Below are 16,667 nucleotides of genomic sequence, written 5' to 3' on the forward strand. Positions count from 1 at the left end.
TCTGTCACTGCTCCTGGGGATGCGGGGCGGTCGGGGGGAAGTCTGGGGTGTCGGTGGTGCGTACGGCCAGCGTCCGGTCCGGATTCAGCCGTACCACGATGTGGCGGCGCCAGCCGGTGTCGTCGCGGCCGGCGTGGTCCTCGCGCCAGTGGCAGCCCCGGGTCTCCTCGCGCAGGAGGGCCGCGGCGACCAGGACCCGGGCCACGCACAGCAGGTTGGTGGTCTCCCAGGTGTCCACACCGGGCTCGGAGGTCTTGCCGTTCTCGACGAGGGCGTCGCGCGCGTCGCTGTGCAGCCGCTGGAGCCGGTCCGCGGCCTCCTGGAGGGAGGAGGCGGACCTGAGCACTCCGGCGCCGTCCGTCATGATCCGCTGGATCGTGAACCGGTCCTCCGGGGCGAGCAGCGGGTGCGCGGGTTTCTCGGGATGCGGGACGGGTTCGGGCACGCGCGCGTGCAGTCCGTTCTCCGCGCGTCCCCGGGCGATGTCGGCGGCGATGCGCTCGGCGTAGACCAGGCCCTCCAGGAGGGAGTTCGAGGCGAGCCGGTTGGCGCCGTGCACGCCCGTGCAGGCGACCTCACCGCACGCGTACAGGCCCGGCACGGTCGTCCGGCCGCGGGAGTCGGTGCGCACACCGCCGGAGGCGTAGTGGGCCGCCGGGGCGACCGGAATGGGCTCGGTGACCGGGTCGATGCCGTTCGCGCGGCAGGCGGCCAGGATCGTCGGGAAGCGGTGCTCCCACATGTCGGCGCCGAAGTGCCGGGCGTCGAGGAACATGTGCTCGGCGTCCTGCTCCTGCATGCGGCGCATGATGCCCTTGGCGACGATGTCCCTGGGCGCCAGTTCGGCCAGCTCGTGCTGACCGACCATGAAGCGCACCCCGTCCGCGTCCACCAGGTGGGCGCCCTCACCGCGCACCGCCTCGGAGACGAGCGGCTGCTGGCCCTCCGCATCGGGGCCGAGGAACAGCACCGTCGGGTGGAACTGCACGAATTCGAGGTCGCTGACCTCGGCGCCGGCGCGCAGGGCGAGGGCCACTCCGTCGCCCGTGGACACCGACGGGTTGGTGGTCGCGGAGAAGACCTGGCCCATGCCGCCGGTGGCGAGAACCACCGCGGGCGCGTGCACGGCGCCCACGCCGTCGTGCTGGCCTTCGCCCATGACGTGCAGGCTGACGCCCGCGGTACGGCCCTCGGCGTCCGTCAGCAGATCCAGGACCAGTGCGTTCTCGATCGTGCGCAGTCCACGCGCGCGTACGGCCTCGACGAGCGCCCGGGAGATCTCGGCGCCGGTCGCGTCGCCGCCGGCGTGCGCGATCCGGCGGCGGTGGTGGCCGCCCTCCCGGGTCAGCTCGATGCCGCCCTCGTCGTCGGTGTCGAAGTGCGCTCCGGTGGAGATGAGCCGGCGCACCGCGTCGGGGCCCTCGGTGACCAGGATGCGCACCGCCTCCTCGTCGCACAGGCCCGCCCCGGCCACGAGCGTGTCCTCGAGGTGCTGCGCCGGGGTGTCGCCCTCGCCGAGGGCCGCCGCGATGCCGCCCTGCGCCCAGCGGGTGGAGCCGTCGTCGAGGCGCGCCTTGGTGACGACGACCGTCCGCAGCCCCGCGGCCTCGCAGCGCAGGGCCGCGGTGAGGCCGGCGACGCCGGAGCCGACGACGACCACGTCCGCGGAGATGGACCAGCCCGGTGCGGGCGCGTGCAGTCGTATGCCTGTGCTGGTCACGAGGCGGCTCCGTGGGGGTCGACGGGCTCGGGGGCTCCGAAGGAGAGAGGGATGTTGTCTATCAGCCGGGTCGTCCCGACCCGGGCGGCGACGGCGAGGACGGCCTCGCCGGTGAAGTCGTCGGGGATCTCGGTGAAGTCCGACGGATCGACCAGGGCCAGGTAGTCCAGGACCAGCGGCGGGTCCAGTTGGGCGGCCTCGTCGAGCACCAGCCGGGCGGCGGCGCGGACGGCGGCGGGACCGCCGGGCGCGGCCTTCGCCACGGCGTGCGCGTCGGCGGCGGCGCGCGACTCGCCTATCGCGCTGAGGGCCTCCGCCCGGGCGTTCGTGGAGGGCACCTCACGGGCCCGCGCGCGCAGCGCCTCCTGGGCGGCGTGCCGGTCGCGTCCCGCGAACAGGGCCCGGGACAGGGCGAGCGCGGTGTGCCGCTCGGCGGGCGAGAGGTAGCGGTTGCGGCTGGAGAGGGCGAGCCCGTCGGACTCGCGCACGGTGGGCACGCCGACGATCTCCACGCCGAAGTTCAGGTCGCGCACCATCCGGCGGATCAGGGCGAGCTGCTGTGCGTCCTTCTGCCCGAACAAAGCCACGTCGGGGCGGGTGAGGTGCAGCAGCTTGGCGACGACCGTGAGCATTCCGTCGAAGTGGCCGGGGCGGAAGGCTCCTTCGAGGCGCTCGCCCATGGGGCCCGCGGAGAGCCGCACCTGGGGCTCCCCGCCTGGGTAGACCTCGTCCACGGAAGGGGCGAACACCGCGTCCGCCCCGGCCTCTGCCGCGACCTTCAGGTCCGCGTCCAGGGTGCGCGGATAGCGCTCCAGGTCCTCGCCCTCGCCGAACTGCAGCGGGTTGACGAAGACGGTGACGACGACCTCGCCGTCCGGTCCGGCGATCTGGCGGGCGGCGCGGATCAGGGTCGCGTGGCCCTCGTGCAGGGCGCCCATGGTCATCACGACGGCACGGCGGCCGGGCTTCCCGCGCGCGTGCAGTGCATCGGCGGTGCGCAGCAGGGCGGTGGTCATCGGGCGTCCCCTTCGGTGCCGTCGGCGAGTACCCCGAGGAGGTCCTCGGCCAGCTCCGGCTTGAGCAGTCCATGGGCCAGGGCGCGGTCGGCGGTCGCGCGGGCCATCGCCAGATAGCCGGCGACGGTCTCCGGAGCGTGCTTGCGCAACTCGGCGACGTGCGCGGCGACCGTGCCCGCGTCGCCGCGCGCGACGGGACCGGTCAGGGCCGCGTCGCCGGAGCGCAGGGCGTTGTCCAGGGCGGCGCCGAGCAGCGGGCCGAGCATGCGGTCGGGGGCCGCGACGCCCGCCGCGCGCAGCAGCTCCATGGACTCGGCGACCAGGGTGACCAGGTGGTTCGCGCCGAGGGCGAGAGCCGCGTGATACAGCGGGCGCATCTCCTCGGCGATCCACTCGGGCTCACCGCCCATCTCGATCACGAGCGCCTCGGCGGCCAGCCTCAGCTCCTCGGGCGCGGTGACCCCGAAGGAGCAGCCGGCCAGGCGCTGGACGTCCACCGGGGTGCCGGTGAAGGTCATGGCGGGGTGCAGGGCGAGCGGCAGCGCCCCCGCCCGCAGCGCGGGCTCGAGCACCCGTGCGCCGTACCGCCCGGAGGTGTGCACGAGCAGCTGCCCCGGCCGTACCGCGCCGGTCTCGGCGAGGCCCTCCACGAGGCCCGGCAGGGCGTCGTCGGGGACGGTCAGCAGCACCAGGTCGGCACGGTCGAGGACCTCGGCGGGCGGGACGACCGGCACGTCCGGAAGCATCAGCGCCGCCCGCCGCCGGGAGGCGTCGGACACCCCGGAGACCGCGACCGGGCGGTGCCCGGCGAGTTGCAGGGACGCGGCGAGCGCCGGGCCGACACGGCCCGCTCCGACGACGCCCACGGTGAGCCGCGCGGGGCGGTCCTTGGGGTCTGGCTGCTGGAATGTACTCACTCGACGGTGGCCTTCCCGTTCCAGTCCGCTCTGGGTACCGGACGATTTCTCGTCATGTTAACGCGATTGGTTCGCCGGGCGGCCGGCCGTCCACAGCCTGTGGGCTTCCGCACGCTCTGGACGGCGGGCAATGCGGGTGCCGGACGGCACGGCCGCGCGGCATCATCCAGGGCGTGAGCGCAGCGACGAAGACGGAGGGGGACATGGCGCGGACGACGGAAGGGGCCGAGGCCTGCGGCGAGGGGGCCGGGGAGCGGCAGACGCCGTCGCCCGACGAGCTGCCGCGGTTCCGGCGGGAGCGCCGGATCGCCGTGCTGCGGCGCGCGGAACGTGTCCTGGCCCGTCCGGGCTTCCTCGGCACGCTCAGGGAGCGGCTGGCGCTGCTGGACGGCGTGCAGGACCTGTACGACCTCGACGAGCCCGTGGACATGTACGGGACGGGCGTGGTCGAGGCGCTGGAGGAGAGGGTCGCCGGACTGCTCGGCACCGAGGCCGCCGCCTTCTTCCCCACCGGAACGATGGCCCAGCAGGTGGCTCTGCGCTGCTGGGCGGGCCGCACCGGCAGCCCCACGGTCGCCCTGCATCCGCTCGCCCATCCGGAGGTACACGAGCGGAAGGCGTTCAGCGAGGTCGGCGGGTTGCGCCCGGTGCACATCACGAGGGAGCCCCGGCTGCCGACCGCCGACGAGGTACGCGGCTTCGAGGAGCCCTTCGGAGCGCTGATGCTGGAACTGCCCCTCAGGGACGCCGGTTTTGTGCTGCCCTCCTTCGAGGAGCTGGCCGAGGTCGTCCAGGCCGCGCACGAACGCGACGCGGTGGTGCACTTCGACGGTGCGCGCCTGTGGGAGACCACTGTCCACTTCGGTCGCCCGCTGAACGAGATCGCGGACCTCGCGGACAGCGTCTACGTGTCGTTCTACAAGTCGCTCGACGGGTACGGCGGCGCGGCGCTCGCCGGCCCCGGGACACTCGTCGAGGAGGCCAAGGCCTGGCGCCACCGCTACGGCGGCATGGTCTTCCAGCAGTTCCCGACGGCGCTGGCGGCCCTCGCCGGCCTGGAACGGCACCTGCCCCGGCTGCCGGAATACGTGCGTCACGCGCGTGTGGTCGCCGCCGCGCTGCGCGAGGGGTTCGCGGTGGCCGGTCTGCCCTGGACGCGTGTGCACCCAGCCGAGCCGCACACCCACGATTTCCGGCTCTGGCTGCCGTACGACGCCGACGTGCTCACGGAGGCCGCGCTCCGGCAGGGCGAGGAGACGGGGACCCTGCTGTTCGCGAACCCCTGGCAGCACGGCGGCCCGGGCCTGGCCTTCACCGAGGTCTGTGTACGGGCCGACGGGCTGGCGTGGACGGCGGACGATGTGAGGGCGGCGGTGACGGAGTTCGTGGCGCGCCTGCCGGAGGCCGGGGACCTGGGCGGCCCTCGTCCGCCCGGATAGGGAGCTGCGGTCAGCAGCCGGGGCGCGGGCGGCGCGCGGAGAGGCGGCGGGACAGGGCCGCCCGCAGCCGTCCGCGTGCCGGGCGGCCCGCCACCACGGCGCGGAAGGCCTGGTAGTCGCCCAGTTCGCGCACCAGCTGCCAGTCGTGGGAGCCCGGGGCGGGCGGGGCGGGCTCGCCCAGCCGGCGGGCGCGGTAGGTGTCGAGGAGGTACTGCTGGGTGATGCTCATGGGAAATCGCCTCTTCGGGACGTGGAGACAGGGATCCGTAGGCTCCGCGGCTGCCCCGGCTCGTCCCAGGCTGTGCCCGGCCCGCCACCCCTGTCGCGTCGATTGACGACCGCCGTCAAACGACGGCCGGGTTGTCGGTGGCGCGGTGCACCATGAGGTCATGAGCGTGCGCATCGACATCACCGGGCTGCGGCAGGAACAGATCGCCGTTGTGGCATCCCCGCTGGCCGAGCTCGGGATGGCCCTGCACGCGCTGTCCGAGCCCGGCCACCACCCCGGGCTCCAGGGCTGGGCGACCACCGTGACCTGCGGCCTGGACCCGCACCTCGCGGACCGGATGTGCGAGGCCGACTTCCTGTGGCGTACGACGTTCTCGGACCTCTTCCAGCCGTACGCGGGCATACCGGGCGGGAGCACGCTCCCCGGCGCCACCCTCGCCGAGGAACTGGACCTGCTGGACAAGCTGAGTGACGAGCAGTTCGTGGACGCGGCACTGGAGTTCACCTGCGCGCTGCCGTACAGCGAGCCGGGCCCCGCCGCGCTCACCGACGCGGAAGCCCGTCGGCGCGCCCTGGAGCTGGCCGCCGCCCGAGGGCCGCAGAGCCTGCTGTTCAGCGAGCGGCTGCTGGCCGACCCGCCGCGCACCCGGGCCTGGCTGCGGCAGTTCCTGGAGGACTGCGACGCGGCGTTCTTCGCGGACACCTGGTCCCGGCTGCGCCACCAGCTGGCGGCGGACGCCCGCCACAAGACGGACCTTCTGCGGCACAAGGGCCTGGCCGAGGCGCTGGCGTCGGTGTCGCCGGCTCTGACGCTCGACGACGCCGCGGCCCGGATCACCGTGGACAAGCTCGGCGAGGGCCGCACGGCCACGGCGGGCGGCGGTCTGCTGCTCGTCCCGACCAGCCTGGGCCGGCCGCATCTGATGGTCCTGCACCGGTACGGCTGGCAGCCCGTGCTGCACTACCCCATCAGCTCCCCGGAGATGGCGGCGCCCCCGTCGCTGGAGCAGCTGACCCTGCGCATGGCCGCCCTCTCCCATCCGGTGCGCATGCGCCTGTGCCGCAGCCTCGCCCGCAGCGCGTTCACCACGGGCGAGCTGGCCCACGCCCACGGGATGACGGCGCCCGAGATATCCCGGCACCTGAGCGCCCTGAAGAAGGCGGGTCTGATCACGACCCGCCGCCGCGGCCGGTACGTCCTGCACAAGCTGGAGGTGACCGCGGTGGCCCGGCTGGGCAGCGACTTCCTGGAAGGGATACTCCGGTAGCGGACGCCGCAGGGGAGGCGCCCGTCAGTCGAACCGGATGTGCTTCAGCTCGACCCTGACCTGCCGCAGCCGGTTCCGCAGGGCGCCCTCGCCGTTGGGCAGCAGCGTCAGCCCGGCGAGCACGGCGATCCGGTCCGCCGTCTTCGGCACCGTCGAGTGGTCCGTCCACAGGTGCTCGGCGAACTCCGGCTCGCGCAGCCGCTCCAGACAGTGGTCGAGCTGCTGGACGGCCCAGCTCTCCCTGCGCAGCGGGGCGTCCTTCCCGGCGACGTACTGCAGAAGATGTCCGAAGCCACGCCCTCGCAGCCGCTCCAGAACGGTCTCGCGCTCGGCGAGCAGCGCGAAGTGCCGTATGTCATGGCCCATTTCACGCAGACGGCCGACCGTCTCCGTGAAGTACCCCGAGTCGGTGACGGTCATCGGCGCGATCACCACACCGTCGTGCTTGCTCAGCGCCAGGTCGAGGACCTCGACCACGCCCCGCCGCCAGGACACCAGGTCCTGGAAGTCGCCGCGCAGCGCGGGAGGCAGCATGCGGTGCAGTCCGAAGCCGGCGTGTTCCGGATCACAGATGACGCTGCCCGGCAGACGCCGCTGGATCTCGTGCGCGGTCTGTGTCTTGCCGCCCCCGAAGGGGCCGTTGATCCACAGGAGCATGCGCAGACCCTAGCGGGACGGTCACCCAGGGGGGCGTGGGTTGACTCAGCCGTGGCCGCCCGCACGGACCAGACCGGTCTCGTAGGCGAGCACGACCACCTGTACCCGGTCCCGCAGGCCCAGCTTGGTCAGGATGCGGCCGACATGGGTCTTCACGGTCGCCTCGGACAGTACGAGCCGGGCCGCGATCTCTCCGTTGGACAGACCCTGCGCGACCAGCACCATCACCTCGCGCTCGCGGTCGGTGAGCCGCTCCAGCTCCTTGTGCCGGGGCTCCGCGGCGCCGCCCGGCAGCATCGGCGCGAACCGGTCGAGGAGGCGGCGCGTGGTGGAGGGCGCGACCACGGCGTCGCCGCTGTGCACGGAGCGGATGGCGGCGGGCAGCTCGCCGGGCGGCACGTCCTTCAGCATGAAGCCGGAGGCACCTGCCTTCAGCCCGGAGAACGCGTACTCGTCGAGGTCGAAGGTGGTCAGGATCAGCACCTTGGGGGCGTCCGGCTCCGAGCAGATGCGGCGGGTGGTCTCCACGCCGTCCAGCTTCGGCATGCGGACGTCCATGAGGACCACGTCGACCTCGGTGGAGCGCAGCACCTGCAGAGCCTCGACGCCGTCGCCCGCCTCCGCGACGACCTCCATGTCCGGCTGGGCGGCGAGCACCATCCGGAACCCGGTGCGCAGCAGCACCTGGTCGTCGACGAGCATCACGCGGATCGGCATGGCGGGGGTCCTCCGGTCGGCCTGGGGTCGGTGGGCTTGGTCGGTGTCGCGGGCGTGCGGTCGGGGCGCAGGGGTCAGTGGGCCGGTTTCAGCGGCAGCAGGGCACTGATGCGGAAGCCTCCTCCGGGGCGGGGGCCCGCGTCCAGGGTGCCGCCCACCATGCCGACGCGTTCCCGCATGCCGATCAGTCCGTGACCCCTGCCGTCGAGCCCGCCGTCCTCGTACAGCTCGTGCGGGGCGCCCTTGCCGTCGTCCTCCACCAGCAGTCCGAGGCCGTCGTCGAAGTACACCAGGCGCACGCTCGCGCCCGCGTTGGGGCCCCCGTGCTTGCGGGTGTTGGTGAGCGCCTCCTGGACGATGCGGTACGCCGTCAGCTCGACGCCGCTGGGCAGCGGGCGCGGAGTGCCCTCCACCTTGAAGTCGACGGGCAGGCCCGCACTCCGGCACTGCTCGACCAGCTCGTCGATCTGTTCGACATCGGGCTGCGGCACATACTCGCCGGCCTCCTTGTGCTCACCGGTGCGCAGTACGCCGAGCAGACGGCGCATCTCGGCGAGGGCCTGCCGGCCGGTTCCGGAGATCGTCTCCAGGGCCTTCTTGGCCTGATCGGGCGCGGCGTCGAGGACATAGGCCGCCCCGTCGGCCTGCACCACCATCACCGAGACGTTGTGGGCCACCACGTCGTGCAGCTCACGGGCGATACGGGCACGCTCGGCCGCCACCGCGACCTTCGCCTGCGCCTCGCGCTCCTTCTCCAGCCGGGCGGCGCGCTCCTCCAGCTCGGCGAGGTAGGCGCGACGGGTGCGCAGGGAGTCGCCGAGAACCCAGGCGAGAGCGAAGGGGACGGTCTGGAAGACCGCGACGGCGACGTTCCCGAGCGCGCTCGCGTGGGGGTCCGGCCAGCGGATCAGGGCCAGGGGGCCGGCGCACAGGCCCCCGATGAGGCCGGTCCGGGAGGCCCAGCGGGCGCCGTCCGCGGCGACCGTGTAGATGATCACCAGCATGGCGAAGTCGGCGATCATCGACTGCTGGTCCAGGACCAGCTGCGCCAGCCCCATCACCAGGGCCAGCAGCAGCATCTTCTCGGGCATGCGACGGCGCAGCGCGACGACCACGCTCAGGACGGCGGAGATCGCGAGGCCCGCGGGGATCGTTCCGTGGTAGTTCCGCGCCCCGACGAGGTTGGTCACGCTCACGCAGGACAGCCCGAACAGGACGACGGCCCAGAAGCTGTCGACCCCCGTGGGGTGCCTGCGGAGAAAGTCATAGAGGCGCTGCACGTAACCCAGCGTAGGGAAGTGCTGCGTGTGCGGGGGTCAACCGGAGGATCGATCCGGAGCGGACACGTGTACTCCGCAAGGTGGATACTCCGTGATCCCGTACGGCTAGGGCGTGCCGGGGGACGCCGGAGCCTGGGGGCGCCGGAGGCCGTGGGGAAGTCGGAGGCCGTGGGAAAGCCGGAGCCCCGGGGAAGCCGTGCGGCCTGCCCCCGCCTAGCCTGGGCCCGTGGCACGGCAGGTGGACGACGAGTGCGAGTGGCGGGGCTGGCGGGCGGCGGCCGAGGAGGCGCTGTACGGGGCACACGGGTTCTACCGGCGGCCCGAGGGACCCGCGGGACATTTCCGTACGTCGGTGCACGCCTCCCCGCTCTTCGCCCTCGCCGTCGCCCGGCTGCTGTGCGCCGTCGACGAGGCCCTGGGCAACCCGGCCGAGCTGGCGTTCGTGGACATGGCGGCCGGCCGGGGGGAACTGGCCGGCGGTGTCCTCGACGCGCTGCCCGCGGGTGTGGCCGCCCGTACGCGCGCGTACGCCGTCGAGATCGCCGGCCGTCCCGAGGGGCTCGATGCCCGGGTCGAGTGGCTCGGTGAGCCCCCGCAGGGCATCACGGGACTGCTGTTCGCGAACGAGTGGCTGGACAACGTGCCGGTCGAGGTCGCGGAGGCCGGCTCCGACGGCGTACCCCGCCTGGTCCTGGTGCGCCCGGACGGCGGTGAGCGCCTCGGGGAGCCCGTCGCCGGCGCGGAGGCGGAGTGGCTGGAGCGCTGGTGGCCGCTACCGGCCGAGGGCCGCCGCGCCGAGATCGGCCTGACCAGGGACATCGCCTGGGCCGCGGCCGTCGCCACCGTGGACCGCGGACTCGCCGTCGCCGTCGACTACGCCCACGGCGCGGAGGCCCGGCCGCCCTTCGGGACGCTCACCGGTTTCCGCGCGGGCCGGGAGGTCGCCCCGGTACCGGACGGCACCTGCGACATCACCGCGCATGTGGCGCTGGACGCGTGCGCCCTCCCTGGGGCGCGCCTGCTCACCCAGCGCGCCGCCCTGCGCACGCTCGGGGTCACCGGCGCACGCCCGCCGCTGGCGCTGGCGTCCACGGACCCCACGGCCTACGTACGCGCCCTCGCGCAGGCCGGGGCCGCCGCCGACCTGACCGCGCCCGGCGGCCTCGGCGACTTCGGCTGGCTGCTCCAGCCCGTGGGGATCGCGCGGGCCTCGCTCGGGGGACTACTTGTCGATGTCCCCGACCACGAAGAACAGTGACCCCAGGATCGCCACCATGTCCGCGACCAGCGTCCCCGGCAGCAGCTCGGTCAGCGCCTGGATGTTGTTGTACGAGGCCGAGCGCAGCTTGAGCCGGTACGGGGTCTTGTCGCCCTTGCTGACGAGGTAGTAACCGTTGATGCCGAGTGGGTTCTCGGTCCAGGCGTACGTATGGCCCTCGGGCGCCTTGAGCACCTTCGGCAGGCGCTGGTTGACCGGCCCGGGCGGCAGCTCGGCCAGCCGGTCCAGGCAGGCGTCGGCCAGATCGAGCGCGTTGTGCGTCTGGTCCAGGAGGCACTCGAAGCGCGCGAGGCAGTCGCCCTCCTGCCGGGTGACCACCTTCAGCGTGTCCTGGAGTTCCCCGTAGGCCAGGTACGGCTCGTCCCGGCGCAGGTCGAAGTCGACACCGGAGGCGCGCGCGATCGGGCCGCTCACGCCGTAGGCGTGCACCGTCCCGGGCGCGAGGACGCCCACACCCCTGGTGCGTCCCCGGAAGATCTCGTTGCCGAGCACCAGGTCGTCGAACCGGTCCATACGGGAGCGCACGTCCCGCACGGCGGTACGCGCGCGTGCCGTCCAGCCGGCCGGGAGGTCCTCCTTGAGTCCCCCGACCCGGTTGAACATGTAGTGCATGCGCCCGCCGGAGATCTCCTCCATGACGTTCTGGAGTTCCTCGCGCTCCTGGAAGGCGTAGAACACCGGCGTGATGCCGCCCAGCTCCAGCGGGTAGGAGCCGAGGAACATCAGATGGTTGAGGACCCGGTTCAGCTCGGCGAGGAGCGTGCGCATCCACACCGCCCGCTCGGGAACCTCCATGCCGAGCATCCGCTCCACGGCGAGCACCACGCCCAGCTCGTTCGAGAAGGCGGAGAGCCAGTCGTGGCGGTTGGCCAGCATGATGATCTGGCGGTAGTCGCGAGCCTCGAACAGCTTTTCCGCGCCGCGGTGCATATAGCCGATGACCGGCTCCGCGTGCCTGATCCGCTCGCCGTCCAGCACGAGCCTCAGCCGCAGCACGCCGTGCGTGGACGGGTGCTGTGGCCCGATGTTGAGCACCATGTCGGTGCTCTCCGCGGCACCGCCGATCCCGACCATGGTCTCCGTCGTAGGAGTCATGGACACAGTCTCTCTTACGTAGGCTTGCGGCATGGAAACGGGGAGTGCGGGGAGGGACGGCGAACCGGTCTGGAGAGGCCTGCCGCCGGGGCTGCTGCGGATGCGGCGATTGCTGCTTGTGGTGTGGCTGGGGCTGGCGGCCCTCGTCGGCGGGCTGCTCCTCGCTCTGCTCGCCGGGCCCGTGTGGGCCCTGTTCGCGTTGCTGCCGCTGGCCGCCCTGGGCTGGGGCTGGGTGCTGCTCGGCCGCAACTGGCGCTCCTGGCGGTACGCCGAGCGCGCCGACGACCTGCTGATCAGCCGGGGCGTGCTGTGGCGGGAGCAGACCGTGGTGCCGTACGGGCGGATGCAGCTCATCGAGGTCGCCTCCGGGCCCGTGGCACGCCGCTTCGGTCTGGCGAGCGTCCAGCTGCACACCGCGGCCGCGGCTACGGACGCCACCATTCCGGGCGTGGACCCGGCCGAGGCGGAACGGCTGCGGGACCGGCTGACCGAGCTGGGCGAGGCCCGATCGGCGGGGCTGTGAGCGCGCCCGAAGCCCCGCCCGCCATACCGGCGGGACACAAGGCCGCCGAGCGGCGGCTGCACCCGGTCACGCCCCTGCGGCGCGCCTGGGCGCCGTTCACCGTGATCGCCGGCTGGGCCGCGCACGACCCCGGCCAGGCCCAGCAGCAGCTGACGAGAGTGACCGCGAGCACACTCCTCGCGGTACTCGCGGCCCTTGTAGCGGCCGCTTCGCTGTACGGCTTCCTCAGCTGGCGGTTCACCTCGTTCGCGGTGACCGACACCGAACTGCGCATCCGGACGGGCCTGTTGTTCCGCCGCACCGCGCACATCCGCCTGGACCGGATCCAGGCCGTCGACGTCACCCAGCCGCTGCCGGCCCGGATCGCGGGCGTCGCCAAACTGAAGCTCGACGCCATAGGAACCGACGACAAGGACGAACTCGCCTATCTGGGCGAGAGCGAGGCCCGCGCCCTGCGCGCGGAACTTCTGGCGCGCGCGGCCGGTTTCGCGCCCGAGACGGCACACGAGGTCGGTGAGGCACCGATGCGGCGGCTGCTGCACGTGCCGCCGGGCATGCTCGCCATCTCCGTCCTGCTGATCGGCACCACCTGGGGTTCGCTGCTCGGCGCCCTCGTCGTACCGACGCTGGTGTGGTTCGGCACGCACAGCGTCTGGTCGGTGCTCGTGGCCGGGGTGCCGCTGGTGGGCGGGGCGGCCACGAGGAGCGCGGGACGGTTCGTCCGCGCTTACGACTGGACGGTCGGCGAGTCGCCGGACGGGCTCCGGATCGACCACGGGCTGCTCGACCGGGCGCACGAGACGGTGCCGCCGGGGCGGGTGCAGACCGTACGGATCGTGGAGCCGCTGCTGTGGCGGCGGCTCGGCTGGGTGCGGGTGGAGCTGGATGTGGCGGGCTCCTCCAACTCGGTGCTGGTTCCGGTCGCTCCCCGTGCGCTCGCCGAGTCCGTGATCGCACGGGTGCTGCCCGGGGTGACGGTCCCCGCGGCCCTGTCACGGCCGCCGCGCCGCGCGGGCTGGTGCCTGCCGCTGTGGTGGCGCGGCCACGGACTGGCCGTCACCGGCGCGGTCTTCGCCACGCGGCACGGCCTGCTGCGCCGGACGGTGTCCCTCGTCCCACATGCGAAGGTGCAGAGCGTACGGCTGACGCAGGGGCCGTGGGAGCGGTTCAGGAGGGTCGCCGACGTCCATGTGGACAACGGCGCCGGCAAGACGGTGCAGGCCCGGCTGCGGGACGCCGAGGAGGCGGCGGCACTGCTGTACGCGCAGGCGGACCGGTCGCGCACGGGGCGGCGGGACGCCCGGCCGGACCGGTGGATGGCCTCGTAGGGGACGGGTGCGCAACGCATGAGGGGCGGCGGCACCCGGTGTGCCTCCGCCCCTCACCCATGCCGTGCTCAGGATGCCGCGGTGCGCAGCCCCTGGACGTCGATCTGTTCCGTCTCGTCGTGGGCCGTCAGATCGATGATCTGGCCGACGCCACGCGCCTGCGGGTCCGCGGGCTTGAAGCCGGACTCGGCCTCCGCCTTGTGCATCGCGAGGGCCTCCTGGCCGACGACGTCCGCGAGGTCCTCGTTGTGCACGGACGCGAGAGCCTCCCCCGACTTGGTGCCGAAGAAGTCGAAACCGCCCTCCGCGGCCGGGCGGCGCGGCGGGGCCGCCGGTACGACGGCCACGGCGGTAGGCACGGTGAAGTGCCCGGTGCCGTGGGCCGGCCTGGTGGCGGCCGGCTGGGACTGCTGAGCGGTCGGGGCGGCCTCGTGCTCCCGCCCGGCGACCGCCTCGGAGTGCCCCTCGGCCTCGGCCTCCTCGCCGGAGCGTCCCCGTCCGGCGTCGGCCTCCGCGGAGCGCTCCTTCCTGCCGCCGCCCTTGCCGGGGCCACCGCCCTCCGGGGGAGTGTGCTTCGGGGAGGTCTTCGCCTGGGTCGCGACAAGCTCGGAAAGCGCGGACGGCACGGGAGTCATGGGCGGCGCGGAAGGCGCGGGCCGCTCGCCGGCGTCCGTGGCCCGTTCCGCGTCGGCGGACCCGTCGCTGTCGCCTTCCTCGGCGGAGTCGGTCGCCTCCGCGGATTCGGCGGCCGTCTCGCTGCCGTCCGCGGCGGCCGTCTCGCCGCCGTCCTCCGCGGCCGCCTGCGCCGTGTCGCCGTCCTGCGCCGCATCACCGTCCCGCGCTACATCGCCGTTCTGCGCCGGTACGGCAGTCGCTTCCTCGGTGTCGCCCTTCGCCGCGGCGTCCTGGGATGCCGGGTCGGCTTCGTCCTTGACCAGTCGCGCCATCGCCGAGCCGGCCTTCAGGAAGAGCGCGGATCCGGCCGGAGAGAACACCCCGGGAGCCGTCGCCTCGGACGTGGTGTCCGGCGTCCCCATGTCCTCCGGCGTCCCCTGGTCCAGGTCCTCCGGCGTCCCCTGGTCCAGGTCCTCCGGCGTCCCTTGGTCCCCCGGCGTCTCCTGATCGTCCGGCGCACCGGACCCGGCGGCCGGCAGCGCCCGCGCCGGGACCGCCGACTCTATGGCGAGCAGACGGCGGCCCTCCAGGGCGGTCGCGCGCTCCGTCTCCGCCGTGGCGTACCGCCGCAGCAGGGCCGCGTGCTCGTTGCGCAGCTTCGCCAGTTCCGTGCGCTTGGCGCGCAGGTTCTGTTCCAGCTTCGTGCGCAGCTCGCGCGACTCCTCCAGATCGGTCTCCAGCTCGGCGACCCGCTCCTCGTGGCGCCACTCGTCGCTCGCCCGCGCGCGCGTGAGGTCCGCGACGTGTTTGCCCGCGGCCACGTCCCAGCGGCGCATGACCACCGCGCCCAGGATCGTCGTCAACGCGGCACCCGCGGCCAGCCCGCGGAGCACCAGTGGCTCCGTGAACAGCCAGGGCCCCACGGCGCAGACGACCGAGACGCCGGCGATCACCGAAGAGGGCAGCAGCCTGTGCAAGGGCGGAGAATGGCGGTGACGTCCACGTGGCATGGCCAGAAACTTACCGCGCGTAGGCGAATGATGGAGCCCCGCACGGTAAAAACACGGCCACTCCGGCACCTTCACACGGCCCGGGGTGCAGCGGAAACGGAAGAGACGCCTCCCAAAACCCCGCGCATTCCCTTCCGCCGCGCTTGCGGCACAGGAACCGGGGGCCGACGGCGCCCCTCCCGTCGGCCCCTTGCCGCAGGCCGCACGGCGCCTGTGGCAGCCGCCACCCTCCATTCAAGATCATTTCTCCGGGTGGGATCACGGCCTTCCGGCCCGGCCCCCCGGCCCGAAAACGACATGAGGACATACCCCCCGGTGAATTCCGTACCGTCCAGGGGCGACACCGGTGTGCATTCGTCCGCTCAGCGGTCCGTGAGCCGGCCGCTGATCCACTGGAGTGCCGCCGGGATCTCCCTTCGCCACGTGTTGAAGTTGTGGCCCCCGCTGTCGAGGATGATCGACGAGATCCGGGTCGGTTTCCTGGCCTGCACCTGCTGTATGAACTTGAGCGTGGACCGGTAGTTGCCCTCGCCCTGCCTGCTGCTGCTGACCAGCAGTGAAGTGTCCGGGGCCGGCAGGTGCTTGAGGCACCACCACAGGTCGGCGCGGTTGCGCAGGTTCTTGTCGCCGTGGAAGAGGTCGCCCGTGGTCGGGTCGATCGGCGCCTTGTAGTACGGCGACAGTCCCACCCCGGCGGCGTACACCTCCGGATGGTGCATCGCCAGCTTCAACGCGCAGTAGCCGCCCGTCGAATCGCCTATGACTCCCCAGCTGCCCGGTCCCCTGCCCACCCGGTAGTGCGCCCCGACCGCCTCGGGAAGGTCCTTCGCGAAGAACGTCTCGGTCTGCGGGCCGCCCGGAATGTCCACGCACTCCGTGTCCCGCGGCGGCGCCACGGTCGGCCGCAGCATCACCAGGATCATCGGCTGCATCGTGCCGTTCTTGGCCAGTCGGTGCGCCGTCTGCGGGTAGTGCAGCCCCTTGATGAGCGCCTCGGCGGTCCCCGGGTATCCGGTGAGGACGACGGCCGCGGGGAACCTCCGCGTGCGGTACTGCGGCTGGAAGTACTCCGGCGGCAGATACACGTACGCGGGCGAGGCGACACGGGTGGTGGGCCCCGCGATGTCGACCTTCTGGATCTGACCGCCGATCTGGGGCTGCGCACCATCTTGCACATTCACCTGGCGGGTGCCGACCACCTGGAGAGGGCCCCCGCTCGAACCCCCCGTACCGTGGTTGACGACCACACCCTGTGTGCTCTCCTGGCCGAACAGGTCGGCCCAACTGGCATAGAACCCGAAGGCCTGGTTGGTGGCGAGCCCGATCGACGCGAAGACCGCGAGCTGGGTGGCGAACAGCAGGCCGACCCGTCCGCCGACGGCCCGCCAGGTGCGCCGCGCCAGCCGTGGCCAGTGCCAGACCGTGCCGACGAACAGCAGCACGGCCAGCATGACCGCCAGCACCAGCACTTTGTTGCTCGTGAGACCCATGGGCTCTTTTCCTGCCTGCGCTTTCCGACCCACGGGGAGCCCCCGCGCTTTCGCGAGGGCTTGCCCCGGACTTTCCTTCGCCTTT

General features: G+C 73.1%; 15 protein-coding genes. 5 read left to right on the forward strand and 10 right to left on the reverse strand.

All coding sequences use genetic code 11. The annotated features are described in order from the left end of the window. Positions 1-4: 4 nt before the first annotated feature. Genes LZ604_RS02270 through LZ604_RS02280 form a run of 3 tightly spaced genes read right to left on the reverse strand, consistent with a single transcriptional unit; the run spans position 5 to position 3,653 of the window. Positions 5-1,720, reverse strand: a complete 1,716-nt coding sequence (locus LZ604_RS02270; protein WP_234512022.1) for an L-aspartate oxidase — start codon at positions 1,718-1,720, stop codon at positions 5-7. Beyond that, positions 1,717-2,736, reverse strand: a complete 1,020-nt coding sequence (gene panC / locus LZ604_RS02275; RefSeq protein WP_234512024.1) for a pantoate--beta-alanine ligase — start codon at positions 2,734-2,736, stop codon at positions 1,717-1,719. Before panC ends, LZ604_RS02270 begins: the two co-directional genes overlap by 4 nt. After that, positions 2,733-3,653 (reverse strand): Rossmann-like and DUF2520 domain-containing protein, encoded by a 921-nt coding sequence (locus LZ604_RS02280; RefSeq protein ID WP_234512027.1) that lies wholly within the window; start codon positions 3,651-3,653, stop codon positions 2,733-2,735. The genes panC and LZ604_RS02280 overlap by 4 nt, the downstream gene beginning before the upstream one ends. Before the next feature lie 203 nt (positions 3,654-3,856). On the opposite strand from LZ604_RS02280, the gene LZ604_RS02285 reads away from it, so the two are divergent. Continuing rightward, entirely contained in the window at positions 3,857-5,092 is a 1,236-nt protein-coding gene (locus LZ604_RS02285; RefSeq protein ID WP_234512608.1) for a threonine aldolase family protein, read from the forward strand. A 10-nt stretch (positions 5,093-5,102) separates the two neighbouring features. Here LZ604_RS02285 and LZ604_RS02290 read toward each other — a convergent pair whose 3' ends face one another. Beyond that, positions 5,103-5,321 carry a hypothetical protein gene (locus LZ604_RS02290; RefSeq protein WP_234512029.1) on the reverse strand — a complete coding sequence of 73 codons (219 nt, stop codon included), beginning with the start codon at positions 5,319-5,321 and terminating at the stop codon, positions 5,103-5,105. Between the two features lie 160 nt (positions 5,322-5,481). Between LZ604_RS02290 and LZ604_RS02295 the strand changes: the two genes are divergently transcribed. Then, on the forward strand, positions 5,482-6,588 hold the full coding sequence (locus LZ604_RS02295; protein WP_234512031.1) for a DUF5937 family protein: 1,107 nt from the start codon (positions 5,482-5,484) through the stop codon (positions 6,586-6,588). A 24-nt stretch (positions 6,589-6,612) separates the two neighbouring features. Here the strand turns inward: LZ604_RS02295 and LZ604_RS02300 are convergent, their stop codons facing one another. From LZ604_RS02300 to LZ604_RS02310, 3 genes are all read right to left on the reverse strand, one after another. Next, positions 6,613-7,245 carry an AAA family ATPase gene (locus tag LZ604_RS02300; RefSeq protein WP_234512033.1) on the reverse strand — a complete coding sequence of 211 codons (633 nt, stop codon included), beginning with the start codon at positions 7,243-7,245 and terminating at the stop codon, positions 6,613-6,615. 45 nt (positions 7,246-7,290) lie between these two features. Next, positions 7,291-7,962, reverse strand: coding sequence for a response regulator (locus LZ604_RS02305; RefSeq protein ID WP_234512035.1), 672 nt, complete (start codon positions 7,960-7,962; stop codon positions 7,291-7,293). A 74-nt stretch (positions 7,963-8,036) separates the two neighbouring features. Continuing rightward, a complete protein-coding gene (locus LZ604_RS02310) occupies positions 8,037-9,242 on the reverse strand; it encodes a sensor histidine kinase (protein ID WP_234512038.1) in 1,206 nt (401 codons plus the stop codon). A 226-nt stretch (positions 9,243-9,468) separates the two neighbouring features. Between LZ604_RS02310 and LZ604_RS02315 the strand changes: the two genes are divergently transcribed. Next, complete coding sequence (locus LZ604_RS02315) at positions 9,469-10,500, forward strand: SAM-dependent methyltransferase (RefSeq protein ID WP_234512040.1); 1,032 nt, start codon at positions 9,469-9,471, stop codon at positions 10,498-10,500. On the opposite strand, the gene LZ604_RS02320 is transcribed toward LZ604_RS02315, so the two are convergent. After that, a complete protein-coding gene (locus LZ604_RS02320; RefSeq protein WP_234512042.1) occupies positions 10,465-11,616 on the reverse strand; it encodes an NADH-quinone oxidoreductase subunit D in 1,152 nt (383 codons plus the stop codon). The genes LZ604_RS02315 and LZ604_RS02320 overlap by 36 nt on opposite strands. A 31-nt stretch (positions 11,617-11,647) precedes the next feature. Here LZ604_RS02320 and LZ604_RS02325 point away from each other — a divergent pair, with 31 nt between their 5' ends. Continuing rightward, complete coding sequence (locus LZ604_RS02325) at positions 11,648-12,139, forward strand: PH domain-containing protein (RefSeq protein WP_234512044.1); 492 nt, start codon at positions 11,648-11,650, stop codon at positions 12,137-12,139. Then, positions 12,136-13,467, forward strand: coding sequence for a PH domain-containing protein (locus LZ604_RS02330; protein WP_234512046.1), 1,332 nt, complete (start codon positions 12,136-12,138; stop codon positions 13,465-13,467). The genes LZ604_RS02325 and LZ604_RS02330 overlap by 4 nt, the downstream gene beginning before the upstream one ends. Positions 13,468-13,535: 68 nt before the next feature. Here LZ604_RS02330 and LZ604_RS02335 read toward each other — a convergent pair whose 3' ends face one another. Next, complete coding sequence (locus tag LZ604_RS02335) at positions 13,536-15,092, reverse strand: hypothetical protein (RefSeq protein ID WP_234512048.1); 1,557 nt, start codon at positions 15,090-15,092, stop codon at positions 13,536-13,538. Between the two features lie 362 nt (positions 15,093-15,454). Next, positions 15,455-16,582, reverse strand: a complete 1,128-nt coding sequence (locus tag LZ604_RS02340) for an alpha/beta hydrolase (protein WP_234512050.1) — start codon at positions 16,580-16,582, stop codon at positions 15,455-15,457. Between the last annotated feature and the right edge of the window lie 85 nt (positions 16,583-16,667).

The organism is Streptomyces glomeratus, from assembly GCF_021462825.1.
Lineage (GTDB): Bacteria > Actinomycetota > Actinomycetes > Streptomycetales > Streptomycetaceae > Streptomyces > Streptomyces glomeratus.